Origin of the sequence: Brevundimonas sp. GW460-12-10-14-LB2, from assembly GCF_001636925.1 — a bacterium.
Taxonomy (GTDB): domain Bacteria; phylum Pseudomonadota; class Alphaproteobacteria; order Caulobacterales; family Caulobacteraceae; genus Brevundimonas; species Brevundimonas vesicularis.
The window spans coordinates 3,036,389-3,054,779 of sequence record NZ_CP015511.1 but is presented as its reverse complement, the minus strand read 5'-3'; the positions used below and the strand labels follow the sequence as shown (position 1 = coordinate 3,054,779).

At 68.0% G+C, this 18,391-nt stretch carries 17 protein-coding genes and 1 other RNA gene; 9 read left to right on the top strand and 9 right to left on the bottom strand.

Annotated elements, in window-relative coordinates; all coding sequences use genetic code 11:
* Positions 1-110 precede the first annotated feature (110 nt).
* Entirely contained in the window at positions 111-833 is a 723-nt protein-coding gene (locus tag A4249_RS15095) for a 3-deoxy-manno-octulosonate cytidylyltransferase (protein ID WP_082854194.1), read from the top strand.
* Here the strand turns inward: A4249_RS15095 and nudC are convergent.
* Complete coding sequence (gene nudC, locus A4249_RS15090; RefSeq protein WP_066554141.1) at positions 830-1,750, bottom strand: NAD(+) diphosphatase; 921 nt, start codon at positions 1,748-1,750, stop codon at positions 830-832. The two genes, A4249_RS15095 and nudC, sit on opposite strands and share 4 nt — an antisense overlap.
* Before the next feature lie 47 nt (positions 1,751-1,797).
* On the opposite strand from nudC, the gene ffs reads away from it, so the two are divergent.
* An RNA gene (ffs, locus tag A4249_RS15085) (signal recognition particle sRNA small type) lies at positions 1,798-1,893 on the top strand.
* A gap of 257 nt (positions 1,894-2,150) precedes the next feature.
* Positions 2,151-3,998: a DNA polymerase III subunit gamma/tau gene (locus A4249_RS15080; protein WP_066554139.1), complete on the top strand. Its 1,848-nt coding sequence runs from the start codon at positions 2,151-2,153 to the stop codon at positions 3,996-3,998.
* 9 nt (positions 3,999-4,007) lie between these two features.
* On the opposite strand, the gene A4249_RS15075 is transcribed toward A4249_RS15080, so the two are convergent.
* A complete protein-coding gene (locus A4249_RS15075; protein WP_055754444.1) occupies positions 4,008-4,562 on the bottom strand; it encodes an ActR/PrrA/RegA family redox response regulator transcription factor in 555 nt (184 codons plus the stop codon).
* An 87-nt stretch (positions 4,563-4,649) separates the two neighbouring features.
* Positions 4,650-6,104: an ActS/PrrB/RegB family redox-sensitive histidine kinase gene (locus A4249_RS15070; protein ID WP_231868723.1), complete on the bottom strand. Its 1,455-nt coding sequence runs from the start codon at positions 6,102-6,104 to the stop codon at positions 4,650-4,652.
* Between the two features lie 44 nt (positions 6,105-6,148).
* Between A4249_RS15070 and A4249_RS15065 the strand changes: the two genes are divergently transcribed.
* From A4249_RS15065 to A4249_RS15050, 4 genes are all read left to right on the top strand, one after another.
* Positions 6,149-6,772 (top strand): SCO family protein, encoded by a 624-nt coding sequence (locus A4249_RS15065; RefSeq protein WP_066554130.1) that lies wholly within the window; start codon positions 6,149-6,151, stop codon positions 6,770-6,772.
* 80 nt (positions 6,773-6,852) lie between these two features.
* On the top strand, positions 6,853-8,133 hold the full coding sequence (locus tag A4249_RS15060) for a polyhydroxyalkanoate depolymerase (protein ID WP_039244043.1): 1,281 nt from the start codon (positions 6,853-6,855) through the stop codon (positions 8,131-8,133).
* Entirely contained in the window at positions 8,099-8,821 is a 723-nt protein-coding gene (locus tag A4249_RS15055) for a M48 family metallopeptidase (RefSeq protein ID WP_055754441.1), read from the top strand. Before A4249_RS15060 ends, A4249_RS15055 begins: the two co-directional genes overlap by 35 nt.
* Before the next feature lie 58 nt (positions 8,822-8,879).
* Positions 8,880-9,257 (top strand): lysozyme inhibitor LprI family protein, encoded by a 378-nt coding sequence (locus A4249_RS15050; protein ID WP_066554129.1) that lies wholly within the window; start codon positions 8,880-8,882, stop codon positions 9,255-9,257.
* A gap of 72 nt (positions 9,258-9,329) precedes the next feature.
* Here the strand turns inward: A4249_RS15050 and A4249_RS15045 are convergent, their stop codons facing one another.
* The 3 genes from A4249_RS15045 to A4249_RS15035 all read right to left on the bottom strand — a co-directional run bounded on the left by A4249_RS15045 (position 9,330) and on the right by A4249_RS15035 (position 13,142).
* Positions 9,330-11,423, bottom strand: coding sequence for a transglycosylase domain-containing protein (locus tag A4249_RS15045; protein WP_066554127.1), 2,094 nt, complete (start codon positions 11,421-11,423; stop codon positions 9,330-9,332).
* A gap of 106 nt (positions 11,424-11,529) precedes the next feature.
* A complete protein-coding gene (locus tag A4249_RS15040) occupies positions 11,530-12,153 on the bottom strand; it encodes a class I SAM-dependent methyltransferase (RefSeq protein WP_066554125.1) in 624 nt (207 codons plus the stop codon).
* A gap of 5 nt (positions 12,154-12,158) precedes the next feature.
* The gene (locus tag A4249_RS15035) at positions 12,159-13,142 is read right to left on the bottom strand and encodes an alpha/beta fold hydrolase (protein WP_066554122.1); all 984 of its coding nucleotides are present in this window, start codon (positions 13,140-13,142) and stop codon (positions 12,159-12,161) included.
* Positions 13,143-13,250: 108 nt separating this feature from the next.
* Between A4249_RS15035 and A4249_RS15030 the strand changes: the two genes are divergently transcribed.
* Positions 13,251-14,381 carry an aromatic ring-hydroxylating oxygenase subunit alpha gene (locus A4249_RS15030; protein ID WP_066554120.1) on the top strand — a complete coding sequence of 377 codons (1,131 nt, stop codon included), beginning with the start codon at positions 13,251-13,253 and terminating at the stop codon, positions 14,379-14,381.
* Between the two features lie 46 nt (positions 14,382-14,427).
* On the opposite strand, the gene A4249_RS15025 is transcribed toward A4249_RS15030, so the two are convergent.
* Positions 14,428-15,444, bottom strand: coding sequence for an adenosine kinase (locus A4249_RS15025; RefSeq protein ID WP_066554118.1), 1,017 nt, complete (start codon positions 15,442-15,444; stop codon positions 14,428-14,430).
* Positions 15,445-15,536: 92 nt separating this feature from the next.
* On the opposite strand from A4249_RS15025, the gene A4249_RS15020 reads away from it, so the two are divergent.
* Positions 15,537-16,409, top strand: a complete 873-nt coding sequence (locus A4249_RS15020) for an ATP-grasp domain-containing protein (RefSeq protein ID WP_066554106.1) — start codon at positions 15,537-15,539, stop codon at positions 16,407-16,409.
* Here the strand turns inward: A4249_RS15020 and A4249_RS15015 are convergent.
* Together A4249_RS15015 and A4249_RS15010 are read right to left on the bottom strand one after the other, a co-directional pair.
* A complete protein-coding gene (locus A4249_RS15015; RefSeq protein WP_066554104.1) occupies positions 16,406-16,858 on the bottom strand; it encodes a chemotaxis protein CheW in 453 nt (150 codons plus the stop codon). The genes A4249_RS15020 and A4249_RS15015 overlap by 4 nt on opposite strands.
* Positions 16,858-18,321, bottom strand: coding sequence for a methyl-accepting chemotaxis protein (locus A4249_RS15010; protein WP_197458405.1), 1,464 nt, complete (start codon positions 18,319-18,321; stop codon positions 16,858-16,860). The genes A4249_RS15015 and A4249_RS15010 overlap by 1 nt, the downstream gene beginning before the upstream one ends.
* Between the last annotated feature and the right edge of the window lie 70 nt (positions 18,322-18,391).

Below are 18,391 nucleotides of genomic sequence, written 5' to 3'. Positions count from 1 at the left end.
CCTCGAAAACACGCCCCGGACATAATCTTGCTTTGGCGTCTCTGGCACGGTAGCGCCGCCTTCGCAACCGGCCCAACGCGCGACGGGCCAGACAGGCGTCAGGGAAGTCGATGAATCCGTTGATAATGATACCGGCTCGCATGGCCGCCACCCGCCTGCCGAACAAGCCGCTGGCCCTGATCGGCGACACGCCGATGATCGTGCGCGCCTATCGTCAAGCCGAGGCCTCGGGCCTGCCGGTCGTGGTCGCCGCTGGCGATCCCGAGATCGTCGAGGCGGTGGAAGCCGCAGGCGGCCGCGCCGTCTTGACCGACCCGGCCCTTCCGTCGGGCTCGGACCGCATTCGCGCCGCCGTGGACGCCATCGACCCCGAGGGCGATTTCGACGCCGTCATCAACGTTCAGGGCGACATGCCCTTCGCCAGCCCCGGTCTGGCCGTCGCCTGCGCCGCCATTCTGCACGGCGAGCCGACCTGCGACATCGCCACCCTGGTCGCCGCCGAGGCCGACGGGTCGGACCGGACCAATCCCGACGTGGTCAAGGCGGTGCTGGCCCTGGGCGAAGGCGAACGTCAGGCGCGCGCCCTCTATTTCACCCGCTCGACCCTGTATGGCGACGCCCCTGTCTGGCGTCATATCGGCGTCTATGGCTATCGCCGTGAGGCGCTGAACCGCTTCTGCGCCGCGCCGCCGTCGCCGCTGGAAAAACGCGAGAAGCTGGAACAGCTGCGCGCCTTGGAAATGGGCATGCAGATTTGGGCCGCCGTCATCGACGAAGCCCCCCTGTCCGTCGACAATCCCGCCGACCTGGAGGCGGCGCGGGCGCTGGCCTAGACCTCGTCGACCCAGGCCTTGATCAGGCTGTGGGCGATGGCGAAGGGCGGCGGGGCCTGAATGCTCGGATGCTCGCCCGCCAGCACGGCGCGCGCCTCGGCCCGCGTCAGCCAGGCGACGGCTTCCAGTTCGGTCTGGTCCGGTTGCGCCTGATCGTCCGACACCTCCGCGATCAGGCCGATCATCAGTTGCGAGGGAAAGGGCCAGGGTTGGCTGGAGTGATAGGCCGTGGCGATCACGGTCAGGCCGGCCTCTTCCTTCACCTCGCGGGCGCAGGCCTCCTCGATGGATTCGCCCGGTTCCAGGAACCCGGCCAGGGCCGACATCCGCCCGGCAGGCCAGGCCGCTTGGCGTCCCAGCAGGCAGATGGGCTCGGCCCCGCCGTTAAAGACCGGCAACATGATGGTGACCGGATCGACGCGCGGGAAATGCTCGGTCCCGCAGGCCGGGCATATCCGCTTCCAGCCGCCCGACGCCGTCTCGCTCAGCGTGCCGCAGTTGGCGCAGAAGCCGTGTTTGCGGCGCCAGTCGAACAGGCTCTTGGCCCCACCCGCGATCGCCGCATCCGCCGCCGGCAGGATCGCCGCCGCCGCCCGCAACTCGTGAAAGGCGCCCAGCCCGGCCAGCGGCCCGTCGGTCGGATCGATGGAGCCTTCGAACTCGATGGCGAAGACGGGTTCGTCGTTCCACAGGCCCAGAAACGCCTCGCGGTCCCGCACCAGGGTGCGCGCATGGCGCATCTGCAGCCACGCCAGCCTCGGCCCCTCGCCCGTCTCCTCGATCAGCGGCCGCCCTTCCCAGAGCACCAAGGCCTGAGCGTATGGCTTGGCGGCCTGCTCGGCCAGCCAGTCGGGATCATTCCTCAGGTCCCCGGCCCGATCGAGCGGATTGCCGGCGAAGGTGTTGTGATGGGCCATGCGGGTTTGTAGCTCTTGATTCCAACCGCCGCACCCGTCATATCTCCGCTTGGAGATCGCGGGCGAAGGTTTCGCCAATCTGGTCAGGGCCGGAAGGCAGCAGCCACAACGAATTCCCCTTCGGGTCGCGGTCTCTACTTCCTCACATCTTTAGTGCGCTATCGCTCGCCGCGCGGCGGCTCGCTGCTTGAGCGCGTTGGTGCGTCACGTCTCCTCCCCACCTGTGGGGAGGGGGACCGCGAAGCGGTGGAGGGGCTCTTGGAATCCCACAGAGCCGGAATGCGGTAAAACCCCCTGCGTCACGACGCGAAGACGCGCCGCGCCACTCCCCGCAAAGCAGGGAGGCGACTCGTTGAGAATCGCTTCTTCCCGTCCATCACCCGCTGTAAGACTTCCTCCCATGACGGACAGCGACACGAATCTCGACGGCCCGCCCTGGGAAGAGGACGACGTCGCCCCGCGCGACGAGAACACCGACGACATGTTCGGCGCGCCTGCTGCGGCGCCCGAGCCTGTCGTGGCGCCCGCTGCCGCCCCCGTCGCCAAGCCCGCCCCCGCCGAAGTCGCAGCCCACGTCGATGACGGCGCCGCCTATCAGGTGCTGGCGCGCAAATACCGGCCGCGCACCTTCGAGGACCTGATCGGTCAGGAGGCGATGGTGCGCACTCTGACCAACGCCTTCGCCACGGGCCGCATCGCCCACGCCTTCATGCTGACGGGCGTGCGCGGCGTCGGCAAGACGACCACCGCCCGCCTTCTGGCCCGCGCCCTGAACAACGAAACCGACGTCATCGACAAGCCGTCGCTGACCCTGACCGCCCACGGCCGGCACGACGCCGCCATCATGGCCGGCCAGCATATGGATGTGATGGAGATGGACGCGGCGTCGCACACCGGCGTCAACGACATCCGCGACATTCTGGAAAGCGTCCGCTACGCGCCGGTCGAGGCGCGATACAAGGTCTATGTGCTGGACGAGGTCCACATGCTGTCGACGCAGGCGTTCAACGCTCTGCTCAAGACGCTGGAAGAGCCGCCGCCCCACGCCAAATTCATCTTCGCCACCACCGAGATCCGCAAGGTGCCGGTGACGATCCTGAGCCGCTGTCAGCGCTTCGACCTGCGTCGTGTCGAGCCGGAAATCCTGGTCGAGCATCTGGGCCGGATCGCAGACCGCGAAGGCATGAAGATCGAGAACGACGCGCTGGCCCTGATCTCGCGCGCGGCCGAGGGGTCGGTGCGTGACGGTCTGTCGCTGCTGGACCAGGCCCTGGTCCAGGCCGAGCGGGGCGAGACGGTCAAGACCGAGACGGTGCGCGACATGCTGGGCCTGGCCGATCGGACCCAGACCATCGCCCTGTTCGAAAGCGTCATGGCGGGCCGCACGCCCGAGGCGCTGGAGAGTTTCCGCACCCTCTACGGTTTCGGCGCCGATCCGGTGCAGGTGACCAACGATCTGCTGGAACATTGCCACGCCGCCTCGGTCGCCAAGATGCTGGGTCCGAACGCGACCCGCCTGCCCAACGATCAGGCGCAGAAGCTGGCGGCGCTGGGCGCGGCCATTCCGGCGGCGACGTTGTCGCGCACCTGGCAGATGCTGCTGAAGGCGCTGGACGAGGTGCGGCGCGCGCCCAACCCGGCCGATGCGGTGGAAATGGCGATCGTGCGCCTGGCCTATGCCGCCGATCTGCCGGGACCGGAGGAGGCGCTGAAGCGGCTGCAGTCCGGTGAACCGATGGGCGGCGGCTCGGCCCCGCGTGGCGGCGGTGGTGGAAGCGGCGGCGGAACTTCGGCGCAGCTGGCCGCGCGACCGGTGATGGCGCCTGCCCTGCCCGATCCACAAACCTTCGAACAGGTCGTCGCTCTGATCGGCGAGAAGCGCGAGGTCGGGCTTCAGATGGATGTGGAGCGGTATGTGAAGCCGGTCTCGTTCAAGCCCGGCGCCATCGTCTATGAAAGCGTCCAGGGCGCGCCCATCGAACTGGCGCGCAAGCTGTCGGCCCGCCTGCGCGAATGGACCGGTCGCACCTGGCTGATCGCCGCCAACGGCCAGGGCGGGGCCGAGACGGTCATCGAGATCCAGAAAAAGGCCCGCGCCGCCGAACGCGCCGAGGTCGAGGCCAATCCCTTCGTCCAGGCGGTGCTTCAGGCCTTCCCCGGCGCCAAGCTGGGCGAGATCAAGACCATCGCCCCGACCGTGGTCACCCCTGAAATCCCCGACGTGGTCGAGGACGACGACGAGGACTGAGGGTTCGGCCTACCGCGGCGCGCGCTTGGCAAGGATGCGTTGCAGAGTGCGGCGGTGCATGCCCAGGCGGCGCGCCGTCTCCGAGACATTGTGGTCGCACAGCTCATAGACGCGCTGGATATGTTCCCAGCGGACGCGGTCTGCGCTCATGGGATTTTCCGGCGGTTCGGGCGAATCGCCAGTGGCGAGCAGGGCCTTGACCACGTCGTCGGCGTCAGCGGGCTTGGACAGATAGTCGACGGCGCCGGCCTTGACTGCCGCCACCGCCGTGGCGATGGCGCCGTAGCCGGTCACCATGACGATGCGGGCGTCCTCACGCTTCTCACGCACCGCTTCGACGATCTTCAGGCCGTTGCCGTCCTCAAGCCGCATGTCCAGCACGGCGAAGGCCGGGGCCTTGTCACGCAGCAGCTGCATCGCCTCGGCGACGGATTCGGCGGTCGTCACCTGAAAACCGCGCGCCTCCAGCGCCCGCCCCATCCGGGTGCGCAGGGCCTGGTCGTCATCCAGCAGCAGCAGGGACTTGTCGGGCAGGGCGGCGATGCGGGCTTCGAGTTCTGACATGCGTTTCTCTCCTGCCGCTTCAAGTCGGGACGGGTAGCGCGCGGGTCAAGGCCAAGGTTCCGCCTGCGACGCTTCGACCCAATCGCCTCATGCCGCGACCTCCAGCGCCGGCCGCGCCCAGCGCACCGCCACGCGCGCGCCACGGGGCGCCGCCTTGGCCTCCGATTGCGGCAGGCCCTGGCCCACGCTGACCGACCCGCCGGTCCGTTCCAAAAGGGTGCGGGCGATGAAGAAGCCCAGGCCCATGCCGCCCTGGCTGGGGGCGATGGGCGGCTCGACAGTTGCGCGAGGCTTGGAGGGTCTGGCGGCGGCGGCGATCTGGGCGGCCAGGGCCTGGCGCGCCTTGCCCTGCGGCCGACTGGTCACATAGGGCTCGCCCAGCCGGGGCAGGATGTCGCCAGCGAAGCCCGGCCCATCGTCCAGAATCTCGATCTCGATCCAGCCGGCGTCCACCACCGCCTGGACCCGCACCGTCGTCTTGGCGAAATCGGCGGCGTTCTCGACCAGGGTGGACAGGCCGTGGATCACCTCGGGCATCCGGCGCACGCGCGGCGCGGGCTGACCCGGCGGCGTCTTGACCAGCACATCAAAGGCCAGGTCGAAGCCCCGGTGGGGCTCCACCACCTCTTCCAGCAGGGCCTTCAGCGAGACGTCGGCATAGAGGGCGTCGTCGCCCTCGGGCTGTTGCGACAGCTGGGTCAGGATGCCCCGGCACCGTTCGGCTTGTTGCAGGATCAGGGCCGCATCCTCGGCCGCGTCGCTATCGGGGGCGGAGGCGCGCTGAAGCTCCTTGGCCACCACCTGAATGGTCGCCAGCGGCGTTCCCAGTTCGTGCGCCGCCGCCGCCGCCAGGCCGCCCAGCGCCGCCAGCCTCTGTTCGCGTTGCAGCACGTCCTGGGTGGTCGCTAGGGCCAGTTCCAGCTTCTCCGCATCGGCCGCCACCCGCCAGGCGTAGCCGGCGGTGAAGACCACGCCGGTCACCAAAGCCATGGCCATGCCGAGACGATAAAGCGTCGGCAGATGGAAGTTCTCGTGCGGTCGCCACGGCAGAGGCTCGGACCAGAAGAACAGCACCCCGACCGCGATCAGGGCCAGCACGCCCAGCATTAGAGCCTGACGCGCCGGCAGGGCCGCCGCCGCGATGGTGACGGGCGCGACCAGCAGCAGGCAGAACGGATTCTCCAGCCCGCCGGTCAGACCCAGCAGCACGCCCAGCTGGAAGATGTCGAAGCCCAGGTGGATCGCCGTCGTGCGCCCGTCCGGCAGGCTGGCCTCCAGCCGGCGCACCCGCGCCATGGCCCCCACATTCACCGCCGCGCTGATGGCGATCACGATCAGGCAGGGCCAGAGCGGCAGGGGGAAATGCAGCCCCTGATGCGCCGTCAGGATCGCCGCGCTCTGGCCGATGATCGTCAGCCAGCGCAGAACGATCAGGGTCCGCAGTGAAAACCCCCGACCGCGACGCGGCGCATCGCTCCAGCCGTTCAACGGCTCCGAAGAGGATGCGCCGTGCGGCGCCATGCGGGCTTCTGTCGAGGTCACACGCCTTCTATAGACCGATCACATCCGTTTCGTGAGAGGCCGTCATGCCGCGTCGTTCCATCCTGCTGTTCGCGGGCGCTTGCATCGCCATCGCCGTGGCGCTGGCCATCATCACGGTCGTCGTGGTCAGCGGCAGGGCGCCGACGTCGGACGGCGCGGAGGTGACGTCGACCGGCCAGCCCCTGGTCGGCGGCGACTTCAAACTGGTCAATCAGGATGGGCGGCCCGTCGATCAGACGATGCTGAACGGCAAATGGAGCCTGGTCTTCTTCGGCTTCACGTATTGCCCCGAGTTCTGCCCGACCACCCTGGCCGAGCTGGGCGCGGTGCAGCAGCGGCTGGGCGACAAGGCGGACAATCTGCAGATCGTCTTCGTCAGCATCGACCCTGAACGCGACACGCCCCAGGCGCTGAAGGACTATCTCTCATCCGACGGCTTTCCCAAGGAGACCATCGGCCTGACAGGCACGCCCGAACAGGTGGCGACCGCCGCCAAGGCCTACCGCGCCTTCTATCAGAAGGTCGGCGAGGGCGAGGGCTATACGATGAACCACTCCCTGACCGTCTATCTGATGGGCCCGGACGGCAAGTTCCGCACCGCCGTCGCCTATGGAATGGGGCCGGACAAGACGACCAGGATCATCGAACAGGCGATGGCGCGGGGTTAGCAGCGACCCCATAATCCTTTTGCAGGGTGACGCATTATATGTTGCCCTGCACAAACGGCGCTCGGCCGTATCGGATCGTCATGCTCTACGCCTTTCATGAACTCGCCTACCAGTCGGCCCTGCCGTTCCGGGTCGGCGCGCAACTGGCCCGCAGCTTCTGGACCTCGCCGTTCAACCCGGCGGCCGACACCGCCATCGGCCGCACGGCCTACGCCTCGGCCGAACTGTTCGAGAGCGTGACGCGGCGTTACGGCAAGCCGGCCTGGAAGCTGGAAACCATCGACATCGGCGGCAAGCCGGTGCGCACCACCGAACAGGTGATCTGGCAGAGCCCGTGGTGTCGCCTGGTCCGCTTCGCCCGCAACATCGGCGACCTGAAGCGCGCCAAGAAGCCCGCCTCCGGCCCGGCCGTCCTGATCGTGGCGCCGCTGTCGGGCCACTACGCCACTCTGCTGCGCGGCACGGTCGAGGCCTTCCTTCAGGACCACGACGTCTATGTCACCGACTGGGTCAACGCCCGGCAGGTGCCGATGCTGGAAGGCCGGTTCGATTTCTTCGACTACATCGACCACGTCCGGCTGATGCTGGCCGAGATCGGCGGCCGCGCCCACGTCGTCGGCGTGTGCCAGCCCGGCCCGCCCGTTCTGGCCGCCGGCGCGGTGATGGCCGAGGACGAGGACGAAAACCGTCCCCTGTCGATGACCTTCATGGGGTCGCCCATCGACGCGCGCCTGTCGCCGACCGTGACGAACCAGCTGGCCGAGGAAAAGCCCTTCACCTGGTTCAAGTCGAACATGATCCACACCGTGCCCCTGCCCTATGCGGGCTTCGGGCGGCGCGTCTATCCGGGCTTCGTCCAGCTCTACAGCTTCATGTCGATGAACGAGGATCGCCACCGCGACGCCCACTGGAACTATTTCACCAGCCTGATCGCCGGCGACGGCGACGAGGTCGAAAAGCACGAGGAATTCTACGACGAATATCTGTCGGTGCTGGACCTGACCGAAGAGTTCTATCTCCAGACCATCGACATCGTCTTCCAGCAGCATCTGCTGGCGCGGGGCCTGTTGGAGCATCGCGGGCGCAAGGTCGATCTGTCCAGGATCACCGACATCGGCCTGATGACCGTCGAGGGCGAGAAGGACGACATCTCCGGTGTCGGCCAGACCCAGGCCGCGCACGGCCTGTGCCCCAACATTCCCGAAGATCGCCGCGTCCTCTACGTCCAGCCGGGCGTGGGCCATTACGGCGTGTTCAACGGCCGTCGCTTCCGTGACGAGATCTATCCCCGCGTGCGCGATTTCATCGCCCAGAACGAGGCCGCCGGTGGCGTACCGCAACGGTCAGCGGCTGCCGCTTGACGAAAGCGGGGCCGGCGCTGGTCCCGTCCTCAGACTGTCGGTCAATCCGCGCGCGCGACGCTTATCGGTGCGGATCGACGCGCGCGCCGGCGAGGCCGTGGTCATCGCCCCGACCGAGCGCGGGCTGAGCCAGGCCGTCGCCTTCGCCCGATCCAAGGCCGTCTGGATCAGCGAACGCCTGGCCGTTCGCCCCAAGAGCCGCCCGCTGGAACCGGGCCAGGTGATCTCCCTGCGCGGCAGGCCTGTGCGGCTAGAGGCCGTGCCCGGCGCGGGCGCCGCGCGCCTGGTCGAGGACGGGACGATCATCCGCTCGGGCGGCGAGGGCGAGGCCTACGCCCGCCGGGTCGAGAATCTGCTGAAGCGCGAGGCGCGCGACACGCTTCTGGAACGCACCGACCACCACTTGCGCGCCCTGGGCCAGGGCCCGGTCAAGATGGGCATCGCCGACACCCGGTCGCGCTGGGGCTCGTGCAGCCCGCACAACCGCACCATCCGCTACTCCTGGCGCGTCATCATGGCCCCGCCGCCGGTCATCGACTACCTCGCCGCCCACGAGGTCGCCCACCTGGTCCACGCCGACCACAGCCCGGCCTATTGGTCCGTGGTCGAACGGCTGGTCGGGGACCACAAACCCTGGCGCAAATGGCTGAAGGATTACGGCGCCGCGCTGCACGCCGTGGGGCGGTAGGCGGAAACCCCGGCAGCCGCGCGCGTTTGAGCATGGCCCGCCCACTCAGGAACGCCCCATGAAAACGATGATCACCCTGTCGATCGCGCTCGGCCTCGCCGCTGCCGCCGCCTCGTCCGCCACCGCCCAGTCGCAGGCCACGATGAACGCCAACGCCGCACAGGAACTGCAGCGTGCCGATCGGGGGCTGAACAGCCAGTACACGACGACGATGGGACGGCTGTCGCCCGCAAGCCGCACCCTGCTGCGCACCGCCCAACGCACCTGGATCAGCTTCCGCGACCAGCAATGCCGGTTCGAGGCGTCCGGCGTTCAGGGCGGTTCCGCCTATCCGATGGTGCATTCGACCTGCCTTGCGCGTCTGACGACGGAGCGGACACGCCAGTTGCGGACCCTCAGCCAATGTCAGGAAGGCGACCTGTCCTGCCCCCGCTGACCCAGGCCTGAAATGCAGAGGGAGGCGACCGTCGGGTCGCCTCCCTTTTTTTACGCGCTGCTGGCGTCGCGATCAGAAGAACAGGGCGTCGCCCTTTCGCTCCGGCGCCGGGCGGCCTTCGGGCTGCTGCGGGTTCGGCGCATCGCGATAGCCGCCCTTGGGGGACGCCGGGCTGGACGGCTGCGGCGACGGCGGCTGCATCGGCGCCTGGTCGTCCGGGACATAGGGCTCGCCGGCCAAGGGATCGACGGGTTCGATGGGCAGGCCGTTCTGGTCCAGGCCGCTCATCAGGTCGCCGACCGGATCGGGCGCGACCCAGCCCTCGGGCATCGGCGGTCCGTTGGGGATGGCGGGGGCGTCCAGGCGCGGCAAGGCCGCCTCCATGAAGCCCTTCCAGATGGCGGCCGGCGACGAGCCGCCGGTCACGCCGCGCATGGCGGTGTTGTCGTCCTTGCCGACCCAGACGGCGGTGACGAAGCCGCCGGTGTAGCCGACGAACCAGGCGTCCTTGTAGTCCGAGGTCGTGCCGGTCTTGCCCGCCAGGTCGCGGCCCGAGATCGCCGCAGACCGCCCCGAGCCGCTGGTCACCACGCCGCGCAGCATCTGGTTCATGTAGTACAGCGACGGATTGTTGATCGCCTGACCGCTCTGGCCCGACTGGCGCTGATAGATGACGCGGCCCTGCGGCGTGCGGATGCGGCTGATGCCATAGGCGTCGACGCGGCGCCCGCCATTGGCGAAGGCGTCATAGGCGGTGGCCATCTCGATCGGCGAGACCTCGACCGCGCCCAGCGCCATCGCCGGCTCCAGACCGATGCGGCTTTCGATGCCCAGACGCCGCGCGGCGCGGGCCACGCTGTCGCGCCCGACCTGATCGGCGACATAGGCCGCCACCGTATTGGTCGACTGGGCCACGGCCTGGGCCAGGGTCATGTTTCCGCTGAAGGTGCCGGAATAGTTGCGGGGCGACCAGTTGCCGATGGTGATCGGCTGATCGACCACCGGGGTCTGGGGCGTATAGCCGGCCTCGACCGCCGCCAGATAGACGAACGGCTTGAAGGCCGAACCCGCCTGGCGCTTCGCGTCGACGGCGCGGTTGAACTGACTGTCGGCATAGGAGGAGCCGCCGATCATGGCGCGCACCCGGCCGTCGCCGTCCAGCGCGACCAGAGCCGCCTGCTGCACGCCCTTGCCGGCGTCGCGGTCCAGGATGCGGCGCACCGATCGCTCGGCCGCCGTCTGCAGCGTCAGGTCCAGCGTGGTCTCGACCACCATGTCCTCGGTCGGTTCGCCGACCAGGCTGCGAATCGACTTGTCCAGCCAGTCGATGAAATACTGGGCGTGCTGGGTCGCGAGCGTGCGCGAGACGATGACCGGCTGGGTCACGGCCTGTTCGCGCTGGGCGGCGGTGATGACGCCGGCCTCTTCCATCTCGTTCAGCACGACGGTGGCGCGGGCGGCGGCGCGCTCGCTCTCGGACACCGGCGAATAGCGCGAGGGCGCCTTCAGCAGGCCGGCCAGCAGCGCGGCCTCTCCGACCGTCAGGTTCTTGGCCGACTTGTCGAAATAGCGTTGCGACGCCGCCTCGATCCCATAGGCGCCGGCGCCGAAATAGACCCGGTTCAGATACAGGGCCAGGATCTCCTTCTTGGAGAATTTCATCTCCAGCCAGACGGCCAGCATCAGCTCCTGCACCTTGCGGCGCATGTTCTGGTCGGGCGTCAGGAACAGGTTCTTGGCCAGTTGCTGCGTCAGGGTTGAACCGCCCTGCACCACCCGCCCGGCGCGGACGTTGGTCGCCATCGCCCGCATCATGCCGATGGGGTCGAAACCAGGGTGGTGATAGAAGCGCCGGTCCTCGATCGCGATGAAGGCGGCCGGCACATAGTCCGGCAGGGCGTCCAGATCGGCGGGCGGCGCCATCTGGGTGCCCCGCGTCGCGATCAGCGCCCCATTGCGATCCAGATAGGTGATCGAGGGCTGACGATCGACCTGATACAGGCTGGAGGTGTCCGGCAGGCCGCGCGCGAAGACGGCGAAGAAGACGACCAGGAAGATCAGCCCCCAAACCGCCAGCACGGCGCTCCAGTAGAACAACCGTCCCAAGGCCGACCGGCGGGGCTTGCCCTGCGCCTGTGGTCCGCCCGCATTCACCGGTCCCGCCATGTCCGTCCTTCAGATGCCGCCTTGGGCGAGTTCTCGTTCATCGGCTGTGTATCGCTTATGAACGCCCGCCGAAACGGTCCCGCCGACTTCACGGGATCGTGAGCAGCTATTTCGCCGAAAGAAAGGCGCGCCGGGCCAGCCACACGCCGCTTTCCACCCCGTCGTATTCCACGCGCAATCCGGAGTCGCTCAGCAGAGCGCGATAGGCTTCTGGATCAAGACTGGCGTGATAGAGCGGCTCGCCCCGCCACTGTCCGATGGTCTCGCCATGCGCCTGGCCAGAGGTGAACATCAGCCGCCTGCCCTCGGCGACGCAAGCCGCCAGCTTCGGCAGCACCTTTTTCTGATCGTCGGGACTGAGATGAAACAGGCTGTGCCAGGCCAGAACGCCGTCGAACGGACCCGGCGGAAACTCATCACGCATATCCGCCACCGACCACACTCCTGTCGGCAGCGTCGCCTGAGCATGGGCGATCAGGCCCGGGGACGCATCCACCCCCGTCACCTGATGGCCCTTCTCCAGCAGGGCGGCCCCGATGGGCCAGCCCGAGCCGCAGCCGACATCCAGAATAGATGCGCCTGCGGGCAGGCCGGCGACGAACCGGTCCAGCCATATCGCTTCGTCCGCCCCGCCCGCGCCTGAATACAGGGTCGCGCCTCGATCTTGGACCCAGTCGTCGGCCTTGTCTCGATAAAGGCCGACGATCCGTTTCGCGGACGGGTGGGTCATGGCACCTATTTCGCCAGGAAGGCGTCCAGGTCGGCGTAGAAGGCCTGGGGCTGGTCGAACATAATGAAGTGGGCGCTGTCGTCGATCCGCTTCAGCTGGGCGTCCTTCAGATTGGCGAAGGACATCCGATAGATGCTGTCGGTGATCTGGGGCGTCATGCGCGGATCGTTGAACTTGACGTACAGCACCTCGGTCGGGGCGGTGATCTTGGACAGTTCGGGACGCAGGTCCGTCGTGATCAGCTCGCGGAAGGCGGCGGCCGAGACCTTCTGGTCGCTTTCGCGCATATCTTCCAACGCCTCGGCGCGGCGGCTTTCGGTGTTGATCATGCCGTTGATGCTGGCGGTCGCCTGGGCGACATAGGCCTCGCGCGGGCTGTTGGCCTGGGCGGCCCAGATCTGGTCCGCGACCGGCGTCACGCTTTCGGCCGAGGCGCCGGGCGCGGCGAACATCGCGCCCATGAAGGGGATCATGTCTACGACCATCAGCTTGCCGACCGCATCAGGATGACGCGCGGCCAGCATCATGCCGATGGTGCCGCCCATCGAATGGCCGACCACGACCGGCTTGGTCAGGCCCTTTTCACGGATGTAGCGGGCGATCTCTTCCGCCACCGGCGCGGCGACCGGCGACGGCGTCGCGCCTTGCGCATTGCCCTCGACCGGCGCGCCGGCGAAGCCCTGGACGTGGATGCGGTGTACACGCCAGCCCACGCCGTCCTGCGCCGTCAGATGATCCACCGTCCCCTGCCAGACCTCCGGCGACGAGCTGAGGCCGGGGATCAGGATGATGTCGCGTCCATCCATGTCTCCGTCCACGCGAACGTGGATGCGGTCGGACTGGAAGTCGGCGTGCGAATGTCCGTGGGCGTGACCCGCATCGGCATGGGCGCCATGCCCGTCCTGCGCCAGGGCGGCCGGGGCGACACACAGCATGGCGGCCGCCGCTGCGGCGCCGACGGTGCGGTTCAGAATGGATGCGATGGTCATGATCAAACTCCCCTTTGACGGCCGCTTATGCCGAACCAACTTTGATATGTAAAGTTCTCTGTCAGGTGACATGAGACAGGCGCCGCGCGGCTCTGTTAGACAGTCGGCATGAAGCCCGCCGACGCCGCTCCCGTCCAGTCCCCCCATGTCGAACCCGCCCCGTCGAAAGCCGGCGCGCAGCCTTTCGGCAAGGGCTTCGTCACCGACGCCTGGTATTTCGTCGCCCTGGGCCGCGACGTCGCCCCGGCCAGTCTGAAACGCTACGAGATTATGGGCGAGCCGGTGCTGATCGGCCGCACCCGCGCGGGCCAGGTCTATGCGATGCGCGACATCTGTCCCCACCGCGCCGCGCCCCTGTCGGCGGGGAAATTGGTCGAAAAGCCTGGCGAGGGCGAGACGGTCGAATGCCCCTATCACGGCTGGCGCTTCTGGCCCGACGGCGTCTGCGCCGCCATTCCTTCACTGGTCGAGGATCAGGCGTTCGAGGCGAACCGCATTCGCGTGCGGTCCTATCCGGTGCGCGAGAGCCAAGGGATCGTCTTCGTCTGGATGGCGTCGGACGCCCGCAATCCGATGGAGCCGGACCATGAGCCGCCGCTCTTCCCCGGCGTGGTCGGCGGCGAGGCCAAGCTGGTCGAGGCGATGGATTTCGACAGCCATATCGACCACGCCGTCGTCGGCCTGATGGACCCCGCCCACGGCCCCTATGTCCACCAGCAATGGTGGTGGCGATCCGAACATTCGATGCACGAAAAGTCCAAGGCCTTCGCCCCGACCGCGTTCGGCTGGGCCATGGTGCGCCACGCCCCCTCGTCGAACAGCCGCCTCTACAAGATCCTGGGCGGCGCGCCCGCGACCGAGATCACCTTCCGCCTGCCGGGCTTCCGCTGGGAGCACATTCAGGTCGGCGAAAAACAGGTCCTGGCCCTGACCTGCCTGACGCCGATCACCGATACCAAAACGCGGATCACCCAGATCTTCTGGTCCGACCACTGGGTATTCGGCCTGGCCAAGCCCTTCTTGCGGATGGGGGTCGTCGCCTTCCTGAAACAGGACGGCGGCATGGTGAACCTGCAGAACGAAGGCCTGCGCTACGACCCCGCCCTGATCTGGATCGACGACGCCGACAAACAGGCCAAATGGTATCAGCAGCTGAAGCGCGAATGGGCGAAGAGCCGGGCGGAGGATAGGCCGTTCGTCAATCCGATCCAGCCTGTGACGCTGAGGTGGAAAAGCTGAAGACGAACGTCTTCTCCCCATCAAGACGGGGAAGGAGACTGTATCGTTAGAGCTTCAGCCCGTTCTCCTTAGCCAGGTCGACCAGCTTCACCATCGGGCGCGGGCCCCAGTGGGCGATGACTTCGGACGCCGCCAGCGAGCCCAGCTTGCCGGCCTCTTCCAGCGTCAGGCCGCGCGCAAGGCCCAGCAGGAAGCCGGCGGCGTACTGGTCGCCGGCGCCGGTGGTGTCGATCACCTTGGCGACCGGATAGGCGGCGACCACGACGCGCTCGTCGCCCTTGATCACGACCGAGCCGTGCTCGCCGCGCGTGACGGCGGCGATCTCGACGATGGCGGCCAGTTTCGCGGCGGCGGCGTCGAAGTCTTCGGTCTCGAACAGGGCGCCCAGTTCGGCCTCGTTGGCCAGGACAATGTCGGCGGACTGGGTGATGAAGTCCAGAAGTTCGGCGCGCCAGCGGGCGACGACGAAGGTGTCCGACAGGGTGATGGCCACCTTGCGGCCGGCCTTGTGCGCGGCGGCGGCGGCGCGTTCGAAGGCGGCGCGGGCGGGCGCCGGATCGAACAGATAGCCTTCCAGATAGACGATCTCACTGGCGCCGATCAGGGCCTCGTCGATGTCGTCGGCATACAGCTGGTTTGCGGCGCCCAGGAAGGTCGCCATGGTGCGCGCGCCGTCCGACAGGACGTTGATCAGGCAGCGGCCGGTGCCGAAGCCCTGATCCGCCCCGCCCGTCAGAACCGGGGTGTCGAAGTGAACGCTGGCGGCGCGGATGTCGTGGCTGAAGACCTGGCCCAGCGTATCGTCGGCGACCTTGCCGATATAGGCCGCGCGGCCGCCGAACGAGCCGACGCCCGCCACGGTGTTGCCTGCCGAACCGCCCGAGGCCTCTACGCCCGGCGCCATGGCGTCATACAGGGCGGCGCTGCGTTCGGCGTCGACCAGCTGCATGGAGTTGGGCGCCAGGTCCTGGGCCGTCAGGAAGGCGGCGTCGCAGGGGCTGAGGACATCGACGATGGCGTTGCCGACGGCGCAGACGTCATATTGGGCGGTGTTCTGGGTCATGGTCGCGCCTTAGCCGGTCAACGCCCGCACGTCACCCGAAATCATATAAGGAAGCCCTTATATCCTCCGTGTCGCTTCGGTATGAGGACCGCATGACCCAGATCGCTGTCCTGACCCCCGATCCCGCCGACAAGACCTATGTCGGCCGCTGGCCCGAGGTACTGGAACGGTTGAAGGCGACGCTGGAGAGCACGGGCACGATGGTCACGGCAACGCCCTGGACCGGTCATGTCGAGGATGTGTCGGGCCTCGCGGCCTATGACCTGATCCTGCCGGTCATCGCCTGGGGGTATCACCGCGACCATGGGCGCTGGCTGAAGGCCTGCGCGACCTGGACCGAAGAGGGGCTGCCGGTCGCCAATCCGGCGCAGGTTCTGCGCTGGAACTCGGACAAGTCCTATCTGGCGCGTCTGGCGGACAGGGGCGTGCCGATCCCGCCGACGCGATGGACCGACGGCGTGAACCAGGATCAGGTGGACGCCGCCTTCGCCGAGACGGGCGCGTCGGTGCTGATCGTCAAACCCACGGTGTCGGCCGGGGCGTTTCGCACCCTGCGCCTGACGCCGGGCGAGGTGTTGAGCGATGCGCCCGAGGGCGCGGCGATGATCCAGCCCTATCTGAAGTCGATCGAGACCGAGGGCGAGACCTCGCTGCTGTTTTTCGGCGATCGGTTCAGCCATGCGGTCAACAAGCGGCCGGTGGCGGGCGACTTCCGCATCCAGGTCCAGTTCGGCGGCCTCTACAGGGCGGTGGCGCCGGACGCGGCCGCGATGGCCTTGGCTGAGCAGGTGCTGGCCGCCATCGACGAACCGCTGCTCTATGCCCGCATCGACATGGCCCGCGACGACGCCGGTCGATGGGTGCTGATGGAGGCCGAACTGATCGAACCGGACTTCTATCTGGACCACGACCCCGCGAACGGCGCCGGCTTCGCCGGGGCCGTCAAGGCGCGGCTTGAGCCTTAAGCCGCCTCGCGCACGGGCGGCAGCAGATTGTCCAGGTGGAGCAGGCTGATCAAGGCGCTGTCGACGGCGAAGACGCCGGAGACGACGCCAGCGCCCTGAGCTTCGCCCATGTTCGGCGGATCCTGCCGCGCCGCATCGTCCAACTGCATGATGTCCGACACGCCTTCGACCAGCAGGCCGACGGTGCGTTCGCCGGAGCGGACGACGACGATGGCATTGCGCGCGGACGGCTCGGTCGTGGGCAGGCCCAGCCTGACCGCCAAATCGATGATCGGCAGCACCGTCCCGCGCAGATTGACCACGCCCTTCATATAGGCCGGCGCGCCGGGGAGCGGCGTGGTCGCTGTCCAGCCCCGGATCTCCAGCACCGAGGTGATGTCGATGCAGAAGGCCTGGTCCCCGACTCGGAAGCCGACCAGTTCACGCTGGCCTGGCGCACGGTTCGTCATCAGAACTCTTCCCAGTCCGACTGAACAGCGGCCGCAGCCGCCCGCCCACCGCTGCCGGCCGCCATACGCGCGCGGGCAGGGGCGGCGTGGGCGCGGGCGAAGCTCTCGACCCGGGCCTTCATCTGCTGGATAGGAGCCTTGTGGATCGGCGACGGGGCCGCCGCGACCTGGCTGGTCTCGAAGCGGCCGACGAGTTCGGCCAGTTCGGCGGCTTCGCGGCTCAGGCTCAGGCTGGCGGCGGTCGACTGCTCGACCATGGCCGCGTTCTGTTGAGTGACCTGATCCATCTGGTTCACGGCGGTGTTGACCTCGGCCAGACCCACCGCCTGTTCCTGGGTCGAGGCGCGGATCTCGCTCATCAGGGTCGTGATCTCTTCGATCCGCCCCGCAATGCCGGTCAGGGCCTCGCCCGACTGACGCACCAGAACCACCCCGTCCTTGACCTGGCTGGAACTGGCCGAGATCAGCGTCTTGATCTCCTTGGCCGATTCCGCCGAACGCTGCGCCAGGGCCCGCACTTCGGACGCGACGACGGCGAAGCCACGACCGGCCTCGCCCGCACGGGCGGCCTCGACCCCGGCGTTCAGGGCCAGGAGGTTGGTCTGGAAGGCGATCTCGTCGATCACGCCGATGATCTGGCTGATCTCGTTGGAGGACCGTTCGATCTCGCCCATGGCGGCGACGGCCTTCTGGACGACCGCGCCGCCGGTCTCGGCCTGGCTGCGCCCCTGGGTGACCACGCCGTCGGCTGCCTGGGCGTTCTCGGCGGTCTTGCGGACCGTGGCGGTGATCTGATCCAGCGCGGCGGCTGTTTCCTCCAGGCTGGCGGCCTGTTGTTCGGTGCGGCGCGACAGGTCTTCGGCGGCGCTGCTGATCTCATGCGCGCCCGACTGCATCGATCCGGCGTTGACGCCGATCACGCCGACAGCCTCGTCCAGAGCGCCCATGGCCTGGTTGAAGTTGTCGCGCAGGACGGCGTAATCGCCGGGGAACTCATCCTGGATGCGATAGGACAGGTCGCCCGCCGCCATGGCCGACAGGCCCTTGGCCGTGCCTTCGACGACGGCGGCCTGAACCTGAGCGGCCTGACGCTCCGCCTCAGCGCGTCGTTCCCGTTCTTCCTCGACCGCGGTGACGTCCATGGCGAACTTGACGACCTTGTAGGGACGGCCTGCGGCGTCGAGGATGGGATTGTAGCTGGCCTCGATCACCACACGCTTGCCGCCCCGGCCGTAGCGCACAAACTTGTCCGCCACGAACTCGCCGGCGTTCAGCCGTCGCCAGAACTCGGCATAGGCGGGCGTCTGCGCCTCGGCTGGATCGACGAACATCCGGTGATGCCGCCCTACGATGTCACTGAGCGCATAGCCGACGACGGACAGGAAGTTCTGGTTTGCGTCGCGAACCGTGCCGTCCAGATCGAACTGGATCACCGCCTGGGAGCGATCGACCGCCGCCAACATGCTGCGCAGTTCAATAAGCTTACTGTCGTCTCTCGGCTTACTAAAAATACGCACCGGCAGATAACCTCTC